General features: G+C 67.0%; 16 protein-coding genes. 10 read left to right on the top strand and 6 right to left on the bottom strand.

All coding sequences use genetic code 11. The features are described from left to right. Positions 1 to 4 precede the first annotated feature (4 nt). Positions 5 to 1,420 (top strand): short-chain fatty acyl-CoA regulator family protein, encoded by a 1,416-nt coding sequence (locus tag ACYQ8K_RS24790; protein ID WP_459973206.1) that lies wholly within the window; start codon positions 5 to 7, stop codon positions 1,418 to 1,420. Here ACYQ8K_RS24790 and ACYQ8K_RS24785 read toward each other — a convergent pair. Then, the gene (locus tag ACYQ8K_RS24785; RefSeq protein ID WP_459973256.1) at positions 1,410 to 1,631 is read right to left on the bottom strand and encodes a PfkB family carbohydrate kinase; all 222 of its coding nucleotides are present in this window, start codon (positions 1,629 to 1,631) and stop codon (positions 1,410 to 1,412) included. The genes ACYQ8K_RS24790 and ACYQ8K_RS24785 overlap by 11 nt on opposite strands. Positions 1,632 to 1,753: 122 nt before the next feature. On the opposite strand from ACYQ8K_RS24785, the gene ACYQ8K_RS24780 reads away from it, so the two are divergent. Then, positions 1,754 to 2,743 carry a D-2-hydroxyacid dehydrogenase family protein gene (locus ACYQ8K_RS24780; protein WP_459973204.1) on the top strand — a complete coding sequence of 330 codons (990 nt, stop codon included), beginning with the start codon at positions 1,754 to 1,756 and terminating at the stop codon, positions 2,741 to 2,743. Between the two features lie 7 nt (positions 2,744 to 2,750). On the opposite strand, the gene ACYQ8K_RS24775 is transcribed toward ACYQ8K_RS24780, so the two are convergent. The 4 genes from ACYQ8K_RS24775 to ACYQ8K_RS24760 are packed head-to-tail and all read right to left on the bottom strand — an operon-like array spanning position 2,751 to position 5,699. Continuing rightward, complete coding sequence (locus tag ACYQ8K_RS24775; RefSeq protein WP_459973202.1) at positions 2,751 to 3,347, bottom strand: TetR/AcrR family transcriptional regulator; 597 nt, start codon at positions 3,345 to 3,347, stop codon at positions 2,751 to 2,753. Beyond that, the gene (locus ACYQ8K_RS24770) at positions 3,344 to 4,117 is read right to left on the bottom strand and encodes an SDR family NAD(P)-dependent oxidoreductase (RefSeq protein WP_459973200.1); all 774 of its coding nucleotides are present in this window, start codon (positions 4,115 to 4,117) and stop codon (positions 3,344 to 3,346) included. The genes ACYQ8K_RS24775 and ACYQ8K_RS24770 overlap by 4 nt, the downstream gene beginning before the upstream one ends. Further along, on the bottom strand, positions 4,114 to 4,617 hold the full coding sequence (locus ACYQ8K_RS24765) for a VOC family protein (protein ID WP_459973199.1): 504 nt from the start codon (positions 4,615 to 4,617) through the stop codon (positions 4,114 to 4,116). The genes ACYQ8K_RS24770 and ACYQ8K_RS24765 overlap by 4 nt, the downstream gene beginning before the upstream one ends. After that, on the bottom strand, positions 4,614 to 5,699 hold the full coding sequence (locus tag ACYQ8K_RS24760; RefSeq protein WP_459973197.1) for an NAD(P)H-dependent amine dehydrogenase family protein: 1,086 nt from the start codon (positions 5,697 to 5,699) through the stop codon (positions 4,614 to 4,616). The genes ACYQ8K_RS24765 and ACYQ8K_RS24760 overlap by 4 nt, the downstream gene beginning before the upstream one ends. A 112-nt stretch (positions 5,700 to 5,811) precedes the next feature. Here ACYQ8K_RS24760 and ACYQ8K_RS24755 point away from each other — a divergent pair, with 112 nt between their 5' ends. The 6 genes from ACYQ8K_RS24755 to ACYQ8K_RS24730 all read left to right on the top strand — a co-directional run bounded on the left by ACYQ8K_RS24755 (position 5,812) and on the right by ACYQ8K_RS24730 (position 11,244). After that, positions 5,812 to 6,669 carry an SDR family oxidoreductase gene (locus ACYQ8K_RS24755; RefSeq protein ID WP_459973195.1) on the top strand — a complete coding sequence of 286 codons (858 nt, stop codon included), beginning with the start codon at positions 5,812 to 5,814 and terminating at the stop codon, positions 6,667 to 6,669. 180 nt (positions 6,670 to 6,849) lie between these two features. After that, positions 6,850 to 7,095: a DUF1330 domain-containing protein gene (locus tag ACYQ8K_RS24750; protein WP_459973193.1), complete on the top strand. Its 246-nt coding sequence runs from the start codon at positions 6,850 to 6,852 to the stop codon at positions 7,093 to 7,095. A gap of 99 nt (positions 7,096 to 7,194) precedes the next feature. Then, a complete protein-coding gene (locus ACYQ8K_RS24745) occupies positions 7,195 to 8,550 on the top strand; it encodes a WS/DGAT/MGAT family O-acyltransferase (protein ID WP_459973191.1) in 1,356 nt (451 codons plus the stop codon). Between the two features lie 6 nt (positions 8,551 to 8,556). Next, positions 8,557 to 9,042 (top strand): NUDIX domain-containing protein, encoded by a 486-nt coding sequence (locus tag ACYQ8K_RS24740; protein ID WP_459973189.1) that lies wholly within the window; start codon positions 8,557 to 8,559, stop codon positions 9,040 to 9,042. A 1-nt stretch (position 9,043) separates the two neighbouring features. After that, positions 9,044 to 9,949: a haloalkane dehalogenase gene (locus tag ACYQ8K_RS24735; RefSeq protein ID WP_459973187.1), complete on the top strand. Its 906-nt coding sequence runs from the start codon at positions 9,044 to 9,046 to the stop codon at positions 9,947 to 9,949. Between the two features lie 35 nt (positions 9,950 to 9,984). Beyond that, positions 9,985 to 11,244 (top strand): cytochrome P450, encoded by a 1,260-nt coding sequence (locus tag ACYQ8K_RS24730; RefSeq protein WP_459973185.1) that lies wholly within the window; start codon positions 9,985 to 9,987, stop codon positions 11,242 to 11,244. On the opposite strand, the gene ACYQ8K_RS24725 is transcribed toward ACYQ8K_RS24730, so the two are convergent. Then, complete coding sequence (locus tag ACYQ8K_RS24725) at positions 11,241 to 11,609, bottom strand: hypothetical protein (protein ID WP_459973182.1); 369 nt, start codon at positions 11,607 to 11,609, stop codon at positions 11,241 to 11,243. The two genes, ACYQ8K_RS24730 and ACYQ8K_RS24725, sit on opposite strands and share 4 nt — an antisense overlap. 81 nt (positions 11,610 to 11,690) lie before the next feature. On the opposite strand from ACYQ8K_RS24725, the gene ACYQ8K_RS24720 reads away from it, so the two are divergent. Both ACYQ8K_RS24720 and ACYQ8K_RS24715 read left to right on the top strand, forming a co-directional pair. Next, positions 11,691 to 11,981 carry a CDGP domain-containing protein gene (locus ACYQ8K_RS24720; protein WP_459973180.1) on the top strand — a complete coding sequence of 97 codons (291 nt, stop codon included), beginning with the start codon at positions 11,691 to 11,693 and terminating at the stop codon, positions 11,979 to 11,981. Between the two features lie 39 nt (positions 11,982 to 12,020). Then, the coding region (locus ACYQ8K_RS24715) for a DUF222 domain-containing protein (RefSeq protein WP_459973178.1) at positions 12,021 to 12,589 on the top strand (569 nt) is incomplete at its 3' end.

The raw sequence follows: 12,589 nt of genomic DNA, 5'->3' as shown, positions 1-12,589 counted from the left end.
ATGGGTGGCGAAGACGTTCGCCGGAGCGCGGCTACGGCGACTACGCGAGGAGCAGGGGCTGACCCAAGTGGCGTTGGCGCGCGTACTGGGCCTGTCGACCAGCTACGTCAATCAGCTGGAAAACGATCAGCGCCCGATCACGGTGCCGGTGCTGCTCACGCTCACTGAGCGGTTCGACCTGCCGACGCACTACTTCGCGCCGGAATCCGACGCCCGCTTGGTGTCGGACCTGCGCGCAGTCCTGGCCGACACGTCTGCCACGGCCGCGCAAGTCGAGGAGCTCGTCGCCCGGATGCCGGCGATCGGGCAGACACTGGTCAATCTGCACCGCCGGCTGCACGACACCACCGCCGACCTCGAAGCGCTGCACAGTCGCGCCAACCTCGACACGTCGGGAATATCCCAGCAGCCAATGCCTTTCGAAGAGGTTCGTGACTTCTTCTACGACCGCAAGAACTATATCGGCGAACTGGACGTCGCGGCCGAGGACCTGTTCAACGAGAACCGTTTGCGCATCGGTGGTCTGGACGGCCAGCTGGCGCAGTTACTCGCCGACCAACTCGATGTCGCGGTGGTGATCGACGACGGCCAGGCGCTGGACCCCAACTCCAAACGGCTGTTTGCACCCGAATCCAAGACCCTGTATCTGGCCCGGTGGCTGCATCCCGGCCAGCGCGCCTTTCAGCTCGCCACCCAGATCGCCCTGCTGACCCAGGACAGGCTGATCACCGGGATCATCGCCGCTGACGATCAGCTCAGCGACGATGCGCGCGGCGTCGCCCGCATCGGCCTGGCCAACTATTTCGCCGGCGCCCTGCTGTTGCCCTACCTCCGATTCCTCGATGCGGCCGAGGGAGTGCGCTACGACATCGACCAGCTGGCAAGGCGATTCGAGGTCGGGTTCGAAACCATCTGCCACCGGCTGTCCACCCTGCAACGCCCCAACGCCCGCGGCATCCCGTTCATCTTCGTCCGCACCGACAGCGCGGGCAACATCTCTAAGCGCCAGTCCGCCACCGCCTTTCACTTCTCCCGTGTCGGCGGAAACTGCCCCTTGTGGGTGGTACACCACGCGTTTTCCCGCCCCGGCCAGTTCCTGACGCAGGTCGCGCAGATGCCCGACGACCGCAGCTACTTCTGGATCGCCCGGACCACCACCACCGAGCCGAGCCGCTACCTCGGGCCGGACAAGAGCTTCGCCATCGGGCTGGGCTGCGACGTCGCCCACGCCGGGAAACTCATCTACTCCGTCGGGATCGATTTGACCAACACCGAATCGATCGTGCCGATCGGCGCCGGCTGCAAGATCTGTGACCGGCCCGCCTGCCCGCAACGCGCCTTCCCGTATCTCGGCCGCCCGGTCTTTGTCGATCCACACAGCAGCACGGATCTGCCGTATCCACCCGCGTTTACGACCTGAGTCCGGCCAGGTCGGGTCGCCCGCCGAGGCGCTGCACGGCGGCGCTGGCGGCCGAGGATGCCAGCCGGCCGGCGTCCCGCGGTGCGGCGCCATCGCGCAGGGCGGCGATCAGCCCGGCCACGAATGCGTCACCCGCTCCGGTGGGATCCAACACGGCCACGTCGGCGTAAACCTCGCGGCCGCCGTGCCCACTTTTCGTTCGGCCGACAATTGCCGCTGGGCGGCCAACGAGTTGACCACCGTCCCAGATGGCCAGGCCGCCTCACGCAGGAGTCTTGACGGCGCCCGGGACGTGATGGTCCAGTGAGCCATGCACCGGATCGCGGAGACAGCATGCCCACGGTAGCGATTCTCGACGACTACGCGGGCGTGGCCTTACAGGTTGCCGACTGGTCAGGCGTGCAAAAGCGGGCCGAGGTAACCGTTTTCGACCGCCACCTCACCGAGGACGAGGCGGCCGATGCGCTGCGGCCGTTTGATGTGGTGTGCACCCTGCGAGAGCGGATGGCCTTTCCACGCACCCTGATCGAGCGGCTGCCGGACCTCAAGCTGATCACGATCGTCGGCAGGAGCCTGCCGAACCTGGACATGGCCGCGGCCACCGAACACGGGGTTCTGGTGACGCATTCGGATTTCGCCCATCCCCGATTCATGTCCATCCGCGACGCCACGCCAGAACTCGCCTGGGGGCTGATGATCGCGACGGTGCGCAATCTCGCCGACGAGCATCGCAACATGCGGGCCGGCGGATGGCAGAGCAGCGCGGGTATGACCCTGTCCGGCAAGACCCTCGGGCTGCTCGGCCTGGGCAGGGTCGGCCGGCGCATGGCCGAATACGCCACGGCGTTCGGGATGGAAGTCATTGCGTGGAGCCAGAATCTCACCGAGCAGGCCGCCGCGGGCGTGGGCGCCCGCCGCGTCGAAAAAGCCGCACTGTTCGAAGCCGCGGACGTGGTCTCCATTCATCTGGTGCTCTCGGAACGCACCCGGGGACTGGTCGGCGCGGCCGAGCTGGCGCTGATGAAGCCACACGCCTACTTGATCAACACCTCCAGGGGCCCGATCGTCGACGAGGCGTCCCTGGTGGCGGCGCTGGAAAGCCGGCGCATCGCCGGAGCCGGGCTGGACGTCTACGACACCGAGCCGCTGCCGAAAGACCATCGGCTGCGGCTGCTCCCGAACGTGACCCTTACTCCCCACCTGGGATATGTCACGCGCGAGATGCTGGGCGCCTTCTACTCCGACACGGTGGAATCGGTGGTGGCCTGGCTGGACGGCGAGCCCATCAGGATCGCGAATCCCGAAGTGACGCAACGGGGCTGAGACCGCTTCACTTCCGTTTCCAGTGCGGACTCTTGACCGCATCCAGCGCATCGGTGACGTATCGATCCAATGGCCGCGGCTTTCCGGTCTGTCGCACCCATTGCTGGAAGCCGAAATCGGCTGCCGCGAAGGCCAGTTGAACCAGCAGACCCGGACGGAGATCGGCATCCGGATCGACGCCCATCCGTTCGGCGATGAGCTTGGTCGCGCGCTCCTTGTCGGCCGGCCGGTGCACCGTGACCTTGTCGAGCAGGTCGGGAGCCACCAGCAGGGCTTCGCGCCACTCCTCGGTGTCGGCCTGCTCGAATGAGCGAGTCCGCGTGATGATGGCGTTGATCAGCGCGACATCGGGCGACTCGCCGGCGGGCCGCCCCTCGAGGAGATTGACGATCGCTGCGCCGCCGTAGCGCACGGGCGCCAGTAGGAGCTCTTCCTTCGCTGGTACGTGCCGGAAGAACGTGCGCGGGGAAACCCCAGCGGCCGTGGCGATTTCCTCGGTAGTCACCGCGTCGTACCCGCGCTCGACGAACAGACGGAACGCCGCACGCCGGATCTCGGCCCGGATCTGTGCGCGCTGCCGGTCGCGGAGCGATTCACCGGTCATCGGAAGCAGCCGATCCCACCATCGACGTGAATGGTCTGGCCGGTGATGAAGGTGGCGTCACTGCCGAGCAGGAACGCCACCAGCGCGCCCACGTCGGTGCGGACGTCGCCGATGCGCTTCATCGGAACCCGGCCCACGGCCTTCTCGTACTCCTTGGGAGCGAACGACTTCCAGAACTTGACGCCGTCGGATTCGGCGAAGGGGCAGATGACGTTGACGCGGATGTTGTCGTGGCCCCATTCCAGCGCGGCCACCTTCGACAGGCCGCGGATGCCTTCCTTGGCGGCGGCATAGCCGCCCCACTTGGGCTCGCCGCCGGTGCCCGTCCCCGAACCGAGGTTGACGATCGACCCGCCACCGGCCTGGACCATCAGCGGGTGCACGGCTTGCATCAGCAGGAAGGTCGCGCGGGGGCCCACGTCGTAGCCGAGGGCCAGGTCTTCGGTGGTGATGTCGACGAACGCCTTCGGCTCGTTGGTGGCGATGGCGTTGTTGACCAGGCCGTGCACGGTGCCGAAGGCGTCGACCGCCGCCGCCGCGATCCGCCGCGCGCTGTCCGGGTCGCGCAGGTCTGCGACGAGTTGTTCCACCCGCCCCATCGCCGCGAGCTCGGTGGCCGTCCGGCCGAGGGCCTCTTCCTGGATGTCGACCAACAGCACCTCGGCGCCGCGTTCGAGCAACGCGGTGGCGACGCCCTTACCGACGCCTTGGGCGGCGCCGGTGACGATCGCGACGTGACCGCGCATCGAATCGGGGTGGCTGTACGTCATCTGACGGGTCCCATCTGCAGCGCTACGCCGCGGTGCATTTCGTAGGTGCTTCGCGCCCCGTCGGGCAGCTCGATGAATTCGACCGGTGTCCCGTCCGGGTCCTTGACGAAAAACATTCGGACACCGCCGATCTCGAAGGGCGCCTGGTCGGGCGTGTAGCCGGCATCGATGACGCGGCGGTGGGTGTCATCGAGATCGGTCACCGATAGCGACACGTTGTGGATGCCCGTGATGCCGCGCCGTGGCTCCTGCGCAGGGGGGTTGGCGCCGATCGACAGCAACTCGACCATCAAGCCGCCCAACAGCCCGCCGACCACCTGGCCCTCCTGCTTGCGGCTCGAGTGCAAAGCCGCGTCGAAAGGCTCCCCGGAGATGAGGGTTTCGAAGACGATCTCCATGCCCAGCACGTCGCGGTAGAACGCCAGGGCACGGTCCATGTCGGTCACGCCGACGACGAGGTGGCAGAACGACACGTCGCCGAGGACGCCCTTGTCCGTCACCGCTTGCCCGTCGCAAAGTTCGGGGCCGGACGCCCGGCGAACAACGGCAAGTCGAGGTAGGTCTTGATCCCCGGGTCTGCGGCGCAGACATCAGGAATGGCGTTGATGCAGTGGTTGGCGGTGACGACGACGCCCGGGTTCTTCACCAAGCCTTCCGCGATCGTCTCCGGTTGCAGACCCTTGAAGGTGAGGCTGACATCGGGATCGCCGGTGATCTCCACCTCGAAGCGTTCGCCGCGGCCGCCGAAATTCCAGGCCGGCTCCAGATTCTCTTCGCCCATCAGCCAGTTGACCGCCGCGGTGATCACCGGCTCGCCGTCGACCAGCGCCTGCCAGCGGAACCGGCGCGCGGCCACGGTGCCGGTGGTGATCGGGAAGGGCTCGTAGTCGATATCGGCGTTCGCCACGGCGACGTCCTGGATGGTCCTGATATTTGGGTCGATGCGAAATCCCATGTGATCGGCGATCATTCGGACCGACTGTTTGAAGCCCGCTTCGAGCAGTCCGGCCATCGGTCCTTGGGTCGCTTCCTCGGGGGTGCCGCCGAATCCCATGATGTGACGCACCACGTCCGGTGCGTTGTAGGTGCGGATGTCGGAGAACTCCTCGGCGCGCACGTGTGTGATCGCCGACGACAGCGAGGACACCATCAGCGGAAAGCGCTCGGTGATGCCGCCGGGGTGTATACCCGAACCGTGCAGCGTCACACCGCTTTCCGTCGCCGCGTCGGCGACGGCCCGGTGACGCTTGTTGCCCGGATCCGGATACACCCAGCCCACGGGTGTGACGACGTTCTTCCCCGACCGCAGGATGGCGATCACCTCGTCGTCATTGGGTATCAGCGGGCTGTACATCACGCAGTCGGCGTCCAGCGCCAGTATCTGGTCGACGCTGGTGGTCGCCTTGACACCGAGCTCCGGCGTTCCGATGATCTGGCCGACGTCGACGCCGTTCTTGTCCGCGCTGTGCACCCAGCACCCCACCAGCTCCAGCTGCGGGTGGTTGATGACGCACGCGATCGCCGCCTTCCCCACGCCCCCGGTGGCCCACTGGACGACACGAAGCTTGGACGGGCTACTCATCATTGACCTCCCGGACGGTGTGCGGCCTTTACACATCGGCGAACGAAATGGCAGGCTATGACTTGCTGACAGTGACTGTCAACAACCGACCGTTTGGTGAGAGGGATCATCGATGAGCGTCCTGGACGGCAAGATCGCGATCGTCACCGGCACCAGCCGCGGCGTGGGCGTGGGCATCGCCCACGAACTGCTGCGTGCCGGAGCGACCGTGATCGGCTGCTCGCGCTCACCACTCGACGGCATCCCCGACATCGAACCGGACTGGACCGACCGCGCTTCCCAGAAGGTGTGCGATCAGGGTGACTACCGCTCGATCGACGCGTTCGTCGCCGACGTCGTGTCCACCCACGGTCGGGTCGACATCCTGGTGAACAATGCCGGCGGGACCGTCCCGGCGCCGCATGCCGAGAGCATTCCCCGACTGGTGCAACGCATTCAAGGCGCGCCCGCCGACGATGACGACTACGCGCGCACCGCCCTGTTCCACGCGTTCGCCGTGCAGATGAACCTCATCAGCCCGCTGTGGTTCGCGATCCGTGCCTATCGGCAGATGCAGACCCAGGACGGCGTCGGCTGCATCATCAACATCTCCAGCGGCGCCGGCCATCCGGCGGGATCGCCGACCCTGGTCTCCTACGGCGCCGCCAAGAGCGGCCTCAACCACCTCACCCGGTCGCTGGCCGAAGAGTGGGGGCCCACGGTGCGGGTCAACTGTGTGGCGTTGGGTCCGACGATGACCGAAAACTTCCGGTCCTTCGTGCTGCCCAAGGATGACCCCGACGGCGCAAAGTATTTCGCCACTGTGCCCTTGCGCCGCGCGGGTGAGCCCGCCGAAGTCGGACGGGTCTGCGTTTTCCTGGCCGGCGGACAGGCCGACTTCGTCAACGGCACCACCATCGAATGCGACGGCGGGATGCTGCCCGGCGTGCTGTACGACGCGGGCTTGAAGACCATCACCGATCTGCTGTAGCGGCCGGGACGCTGCGAGAACCAAACCAACGCAAGGAGATTCACATGGCCGGCTTGGAACCGACGCATGAGCAGTTCGCCGCGCTCGCCGCGCGACCGGCGGACGCGCCGGTGGTGATGGTCAACCTGTTGAAGTCCAAACCCGAGGGCGGCGTGGAGAACTATCTGCGGTACGGCAGAAGTGGCTCCGCACCTGCAACGCGTCGGCGCCGCCCTGCGGTATGCCGGGGAAGCGCCGTCGATGGTGATCGGCGACGGCGAACGGCCTTGGTGGGACGCGATTCTCGTCGTCGAGTACCCGACCCCGCAGGCCTTCATCGACATGGTGACCACCCAGGAGTACGCCAAGGTGCACGAACATCGCGCCGCCGGCCTGGACCGCGGAGATTTGATCGCGACCTCCACGTGGTCGATGGCGTCCGAGTGATCGGACGGGCCGCGCGGCACCCGCCGCCTAGTGAGGCCCGGTCCCGGTCCGATCACGCTATGGCTTTCCGGATCAGGCCGGAATGGGTCTAATAGGTGGATGGAACTGATAAAGCCCACCGACGCGATCTTTCTCCTGGGAGAATCTCGCGAACATCCCATGCACGTCGGAGGCTTGCAGTTGTTCGAGCCCCCGCCGGGCGCCGGGCGAGGCTTCGTTCGTGACCTCTACAAGAGCCTGACCTCCCAGGCGGATTTCCAGCCCACGTTTCGCAAGCACCCCGCGAGCTTCGTCGGCGGAATCGCAAACCTGGGCTGGTCTTACGACGACGACGTCGACATCGACTATCACGTCCGGCGTTCGGCACTGCCGTCGCCGAAACGGGTCCGCGAATTGCTCGAGCTCACTTCGCGATGGCACAGCAGCCTGCTCGATCGCCACCGTCCCTTGTGGGAGACGCACATTATCGAAGGCCTGAAAGACGGCCGGTTTGCCATCTACACCAAGGTGCACCACGCGCTGATCGACGGTGTCTCCGCGCAGAAGCTGATGCAGCGCTCGCTCTCCACCGACCCCGACGACCTCGAGATCCGTGCGCCGTGGACCCTGCGTAAACCCCAGCGCAGATCGGGCCCGTCTTCTCCCTTGAGCTCGCTGGCCCGCACGGCGGGATCCCTTGCCGCACTTGGCCCCTCGACAATCGGGCTGGCGCGGGCGGCGTTGCTCGAGCAGCAACTGACCCTGCCCTTCGGGGCGCCGAAGACCATGCTGAACGTCAAAATCGGCGGCGCCCGCCGCTGCGCGGCGCAGTCCTGGTCACTGGACCGCATCAAAGGCGTGAAGCGGGCCGCGGGGGTCACGGTGAACGACGTCGTGCTGGCGATGTGTTCGGGAGCCCTGCGCTATTACCTGCTCGAGCAGGACGCGCTGCCGGACACGCCGCTGATCGCGATGGTTCCGGTGAGCCTGCGCACCGAGGAGGAGGCCGACGCCGGTGGCAACCTGGTCGGGGCCATCCTGTGCAATCTCGCGACCGACGCCGACGATCCCGCGCAGCGTCTGCTGACCATCAGCGAGTCGATGCGCAGCAACAAGAAGGTTTTCTCGCAGTTGCCGCGGTTCCAGGCGCTGGCGCTGTCGGCCGTCAATACGTCGGCGCTGGCGCTGGCGGCGGTCCCGGGCTGGGTCGCGTCGACGTCCCCCCCGTTCAACATCATCATTTCGAACGTGCCGGGGCCGACGCAGCCGATCTACTACGGGGGCGCCAGGCTGGACGGCAACTACCCGCTGTCCATCGCGCTGGACGGCCAGGCGCTGAACATCACCCTGGCCAGCAACGCCGGCAACCTGGACTTCGGTCTGGTGGGGTGCCGGCGCAGCGTGCCGCATCTGCAGCGGCTGCTCGCGCACCTGGAATCCTCGCTCAAGGATCTGGAACGCGCTGTGGGAGAATAGAACTCGATGGCCAAACTCAGCGCGGGTGTGCTGTTGTACCGGGCCCGCGACGGCGTCGTCGAGGTATTGATCGCGCACCCGGGTGGACCGTTCTGGGCCCGCAAGGACGACGGTGCATGGTCGATCCCGAAAGGCGAGTACACCCACGGGGAGGATCCCTGGGCGGCCGCGCGGCGTGAGTTCGCCGAGGAGCTGGGGCTGGCGGTGCCGGCCGGAACGCGAATGGACCTGGGCCAGCTGAAGCAGTCCGGCGGCAAGGTGGTGACCGCATTCGCCGTGCACGGCGACCTCGACATCACCGACGCACGCAGCAACACTTTCGAGCTGGAGTGGCCGAAAGGATCGGGCAAGCTGCGGGAGTTTCCCGAGGTCGACCGCGTCGGCTGGTTCGCGGTGGCGACCGCGCGCGGCAAATTGCTGAAGGGCCAGCACGGCTTTCTCGATCGCCTGATGGCGGATCCGGGCCTGGCCGGACTATCCGAAGGGACCTGACATGCAAGCGCTGCGAACACCCGACGACCGATTCGACCGTCTTCCCGACTTTCCTTACGCCCCAAGGTATGGCGAAGTGCAAGACGATGAAGGCGGCACACTGCGCGTCGCCTGGGTCGAGGACGGGCCGGAAGGCGCCGACCCGATTCTGATGCTGCACGGCGAGCCGTCGTGGTCGTATCTGTACCGCAAGATGATTCCGATATTGGCCGCCGCGGGTCATCGGGTCATCTGCCCCGACCTGGTCGGGTTCGGCCGTTCGGACAAGCCCACCCGCCGCGAAGACCATAGCTACGCGCGCCACGTCGAGTGGATGCGCGCGGTGGCCTTCGATGTGCTCGACATTCACAACGTCACCCTGGTCGGCCAGGATTGGGGTGGGCTGATCGGATTGCGGCTTGCCGCAGAGCATCCCGAACGGTTCGCGCGCGTGGTCGTCGCCAACACCGGGCTGCCGAACGGCGAGCAGCCCATGGCCGACGTCTGGTGGCGCTTCCGCGAAGCCATCACGTCGGCGCCGACGCTGGACATCGGCGCCTTCGTGCAGGGTGGTTGTCGACGCCAGATGAGCGAGGAGGAGCGCGCCGGCTACGACGCGCCGTTCCCCACCGACGAATACTGCGCGGGGCCGCGCGCGATGCCCGGCCTGGTGCCCACGTCACCGGGCGATCCCGCCGCGGCGGCCAACAAGGCCGCCTGGACCAGGCTGTCGGTGAGCCCGGCACCCATGCTGGTCGCCTTCAGCGACAGCGACCCGATCACCGGCCCAATGGCGGCCATCTTCCAGCGTGAGATGCGCGGTGCCCAGGGGATCGACCACCCGGTGATCCGCGGTGCCGGCCATTTCGTGCAGGAGGACGCCGGTGCCGAACTGGCCGGCCACATCGTGGAATTCCTGCGCCGCTGAGTCGGGGGCTGCCGGGCGGCGGGCACAATGTCAGCATGACGACAGCGCCGACCGAGTCCACCAAACCCGACGAGCTGTTGGTGCGGCTGTTGGACCCGGCAGTTCGGGCCGACCCCTACCCGCTGTTCGCCCAATTTCGCGAACGCGGATCGTTCGCGTTGCCGGAGGGCAACCTCGCGGTGTTCTCGACCTACCGCGACTGCGACGAAGCGCTGCGCCACCCGTCGTCGAGCAACGACCGGCTCAAGTCGACCGCCGCCCGCGCGCAGATCGAGGCGCAAACCCAGCAACTCATCGAGGCCGGTGCCGAGGCGCCGCCACAAACCCCGCCCGGATTCCTGTTCCAGGACCCGCCGGACCACACCCGGCTGCGCAAACTGGTCAGCAAGGCGTTCGCGCCGAAGGTGGTGAACGCGCTGCAACCCGACATCACCGCGCTGATCGACGGGTTGCTCGACCGGATCGCCGAACGGGGACGGTTCGAAGTCGTCGAGGACCTCGCCTATCCACTGCCGGTGGCGGTCATCTGCCGCCTGCTCGGCGTACCGATCGAGGACGAGCCGCAATTCAGCCGGGTGTCCGCGCTGCTGGCGCAATCCCTGGACCCGTTCGTCGCCTTCACCGGAACGCCGTCGGACAACCTGAAAGAGCGGATGGACGCCGGAATGTGGTTGCGCGCCTACCTGCACGACCTGATCGACCGGCGGCGTTCGCGGCCCGGTGACGATCTGATGTCCGGGCTGATCGCCGTGGAAGAGTCGGGCGATCAGCTGACCGCGGAGGAGATCGTCTCCACGTGCGTCCTGTTGCTGGTCGCCGGTCACGAGACCACGGTGAACCTGATCGGCAACGCTGTCCTGGCGATGCTGCGCCAACCGTCGCAATGGGCCGCGCTCGGTGCCGACGCGAACCGTGTCCCGGCGGTCATCGAGGAGACGTTGCGCTACGACCCGCCGGTGCAGATGATCGCCCGAACCGCGGCCGACGACATGACAATTGGCGACATCGACGTGCCGGCGGGCGACATCATGATGCTGCTGACCGCCGCCGCCCAGCGCGATCCCGCCGAATACGACCGCCCCGACGCTTTCGACCCAGATCGGAAAGCATTGCGGCACTTAGGGTTTGGTCGTGGTGCGCATTATTGCCTGGGCGCCCCGCTGGCCCGGCTGGAAGCCGGTGTGGCCCTGTCGGCGGTGACGGCGCGTTTCCCGAACGCCCGGCTGGACAGCGAGCCCCAGTACAAGGCCAACGTCACGCTGCGCGGACTGTCGCAGCTCATGGTCGCGGTCTAGCCCCGTTCCCAGGGCGGGCTCTCGTCCATCTTTTTGTAGTACTTCGCCAGGTGGCTCTTGATCCGGTCGACATCGGGCGCGGGCACGTCGATACCGCCGCGCGCGCCGTCCATGATCGCCCCGGCCGCCATCACGCCGCGTGGCACGGCTTTGAGGTCGCCATCGATGACGTCGGCGATCAGCAGCTTGTAGGCCGTGAAATTGTCCTTCTTGTCGCCGTCGTACCACACGTGCGCGTCGCGGTATTTCTGATTCGGCTCGTCCTGCGCATCGGCCCACTGCCGCACCCGCTTTTCGGCCGCGTCGCCGTCCCACTTGCGGTCACGGTCGGCCAACGGCAGATCCTGAAAGGCTGTGACTGACATGTTGGCCGCGTGCCCGCTGTGGTCGGGTCTAAACGGCCAAAACCGCTTTCTCAAGCGGTAGCGTCGGGACGGGAGGCAACCATGAAACGCGGCATCGTTGGTGCAACGGCTGCCCTGCTGACGGCAGCAGGGCTGATCGCCTCGGCGCCACCGGCCGGCGCCGGCTGCCAGTACGGCGGTCCCGTCCTCAGCAAATGCGACGGGCCCGTCCAGCCGGACGGCACCTGGCAACGTTGCGTCGCGGTCACCCGCCTGGTTCCCAATGGCGCCAGTTCCTACCTCGTGCCCGACAACCACTGCGGCCTGATGGGTCCCGGCCAGCAGCCCTTGGATTTCAGCTTCGCCGACCCACCGACGCACATCGACGGCTGAGCGGTCCGAGATGTCGGACCCCCCTGCAATGCTGATGTCATGTCCCCGACCGCGACCGCACGCAGCGTCGAAGCGCCTCCCAAGGAACGTCTGGAGGTGCTCTTCGAGGAGCTGGCGGAGTTGGCGGGTCAGCGCAACGCGATTGATGGGCGCATGGTGGAGATCGTGGCCGAGATCGATCGCGACGAGCTCTGTGGAATGACGGGTGCGCGGTCGGTGCCGGCGTTGGTGGCCTGGAAGACCGGTTGCTCGCCGGCCAACGCCCACACGATCACCGCCATCGCGCGCCGGCTCGAGGAGTTTCCCCGTTGCGTCCAGGGCCTGCGGGAGGGTCGGCTGTCGGCCGATCAGGTGGGGGTGATCGCGGCGCGGGCTGGGCAGGGATCTGATCAGCATTACGCAGAGCTGGCCGCGGTCGCGACGGTCAACCAGCTGCGCACCGCGGTCAAGCTGGAACCGCGACCCGACCCCGCGCCTCGGCCCGAGCTCGAGGCCTCGGTCACCAAGACCACCAACGAGGAGGGCGCCTGTTGGCGGATCACGCTTCCTCACCTGGATGCGGCGAAGTTCGACGCCGCCTTGGCGTCGCATCGAGAGGCGCTGATCGC

This window comes from Mycobacterium sp. MUNTM1, assembly GCF_054660795.1.
Note: the sequence above shows the minus strand (reverse complement) of the source record. Positions and strands in the feature narration are given on the sequence as shown.

What these genes read in the sequence shown, in the direction of transcription:
- ACYQ8K_RS24780 (WP_459973204.1), top strand. Translation starts at nt 1,754, where the DNA reads ATGCCCACGGTAGCGATTCTCGACGACTACGCGGGCGTGGCCTTACAG.
- ACYQ8K_RS24775 (WP_459973202.1), bottom strand. Translation starts at nt 3,347, where the DNA reads ATGACCGGTGAATCGCTCCGCGACCGGCAGCGCGCACAGATCCGGGCC.
- ACYQ8K_RS24770 (WP_459973200.1), bottom strand. Translation starts at nt 4,117, where the DNA reads ATGACGTACAGCCACCCCGATTCGATGCGCGGTCACGTCGCGATCGTC.
- ACYQ8K_RS24760 (WP_459973197.1), bottom strand. Translation starts at nt 5,699, where the DNA reads ATGAGTAGCCCGTCCAAGCTTCGTGTCGTCCAGTGGGCCACCGGGGGC.
- ACYQ8K_RS24755 (WP_459973195.1), top strand. Translation starts at nt 5,812, where the DNA reads ATGAGCGTCCTGGACGGCAAGATCGCGATCGTCACCGGCACCAGCCGC.
- ACYQ8K_RS24745 (WP_459973191.1), top strand. Translation starts at nt 7,195, where the DNA reads ATGGAACTGATAAAGCCCACCGACGCGATCTTTCTCCTGGGAGAATCT.
- ACYQ8K_RS24740 (WP_459973189.1), top strand. Translation starts at nt 8,557, where the DNA reads ATGGCCAAACTCAGCGCGGGTGTGCTGTTGTACCGGGCCCGCGACGGC.
- ACYQ8K_RS24735 (WP_459973187.1), top strand. Translation starts at nt 9,044, where the DNA reads ATGCAAGCGCTGCGAACACCCGACGACCGATTCGACCGTCTTCCCGAC.
- ACYQ8K_RS24730 (WP_459973185.1), top strand. Translation starts at nt 9,985, where the DNA reads ATGACGACAGCGCCGACCGAGTCCACCAAACCCGACGAGCTGTTGGTG.
- ACYQ8K_RS24725 (WP_459973182.1), bottom strand. Translation starts at nt 11,609, where the DNA reads ATGTCAGTCACAGCCTTTCAGGATCTGCCGTTGGCCGACCGTGACCGC.
- ACYQ8K_RS24720 (WP_459973180.1), top strand. Translation starts at nt 11,691, where the DNA reads ATGAAACGCGGCATCGTTGGTGCAACGGCTGCCCTGCTGACGGCAGCA.